Raw genomic sequence first — 1,433 nt, forward strand, 5'->3', positions numbered from 1 at the left:
GGAGTGGTGACGCAGCGGATTGCAAATCCATCGTCAAGCACATGAATTGAAATGCGATTCTTGTGCGGCAGGACCTTCGGACATATCGGAAACAAAACGCGAATGTGTGGTAGACCATTTGCGCTCAATCCGTCCGGGTCCCCCAAAGAGCATCAGCCCCCGTATCGTAGAACCGATGCATGTCAGAGGCGCCGACATGGCGGCAACGTCGACACTGGCAGCAGCGCAGGATCTGGTCACGCAGCAAGCCGTGGCTCTCTTGCGGGGTGACCTGCGCCCCGCGAAATCCCTCACCTTAATGTAGAGTCTGCGCCAACTCTGAAGGAGCAGACTTATGAGAAAGAGCCGTTTCACCGAGGCGCAGATCATCGGGATGATCAAGGAACAGGAAGCGGGGATGCCGACAGCGGAGGTATGCCGCAGGCACGGGCTGAGCACAGCGACGTTCTACAAGCTCAAGTCCAAATATGGCGGGATGGAAGCGTCCGAGGCGGCAAGGCTGAAGGCTCTCGAAGACGAGAATGCCAAACTCAAACGCCTGTTGGCCGACACCATGCTCGACAACGTTGTCCTGAAAGACCTGCTGGGAAAGAACTGACGACATTGACCAAGCGGCGAGATGCGGCGCTCCGGGTGATGCGGGATCATGACATCTCGCAGCGCAGAGCCTGCAAGCTGGTTGGTGTCGATCCAAAGACAGTCCGGCGTGAACGCCCGCCGGACTGTACTGAGATCCGCAAGGAGATGCAGGAGATCGCCGCCAAAAGGCGCAGGTTCGGCTACCGCCGGATCGGCGTGCTGCTGGAGCGCAAGGGCATGACCATGAACCCCAAGAAGCTGTATCGCATCTACCGGGAAGAGGGTTTGTCCGTGAAGCGACGGCGAGGCCGGAAACGGGCGCGTGGCACCAGAGTGCCGCTGCCAGTTGCGGCGTATCCTAATGCTCGTTGGTCGCTGGACTTCGTATCCGACAGCTTCGGCGCCTCGCGGAAGTTCCGGATCCTGGCGGTGATCGATGACTGCGCTCGGGAATGCCTGTGTCTTGTCGCTGACACCAGCCTGTCCGGCGCAAGGGTCGCCCGGGAACTCAGTGCCCTGATCCGGCTTTACGGCAAGCCCGGCTGCATTGTCAGCGATAATGGAACTGAGTTCACCAGTCGGGCCATCCTGAAATGGGCCGACGAGAACGAGGTGCCGTGGCACTACATCGATCCGGGCAAACCGCAGCAGAACGCCTTCATCGAGAGCTTCAACGGCAGCCTCAGGGACGAGCTGCTGAACGAGGAGATATTCGACAGCCTGGATGATGCGCGGCGCAAGCTGGCCCTGTGGCGCTACGACTATAACACGGTCAGGCCACACTCATCCTTGGGCAACCAGACGCCACAGCAAGCGCGCCGCGCACTTGAGCAATTTGAGGGCTCCGCGCCCGG

General features: G+C 60.1%; 1 protein-coding gene. It reads left to right on the forward strand.

Annotated features, from left to right (window positions below):
- Positions 1-334 precede the first annotated feature (334 nt).
- A protein-coding gene (locus tag PVW46_RS13325) for an IS3 family transposase (RefSeq protein ID WP_274576155.1) occupies positions 335-1,433 on the forward strand; the annotation gives its coding sequence in 2 pieces (ribosomal slippage) (positions 335-584 and positions 584-1,433; 1,100 coding nt annotated over the 2 pieces). This gene is flagged as partial in the annotation.

The organism is Mameliella sp. AT18 (genome assembly GCF_028807275.1).
GTDB lineage: Bacteria > Pseudomonadota > Alphaproteobacteria > Rhodobacterales > Rhodobacteraceae > Antarctobacter > Antarctobacter albus.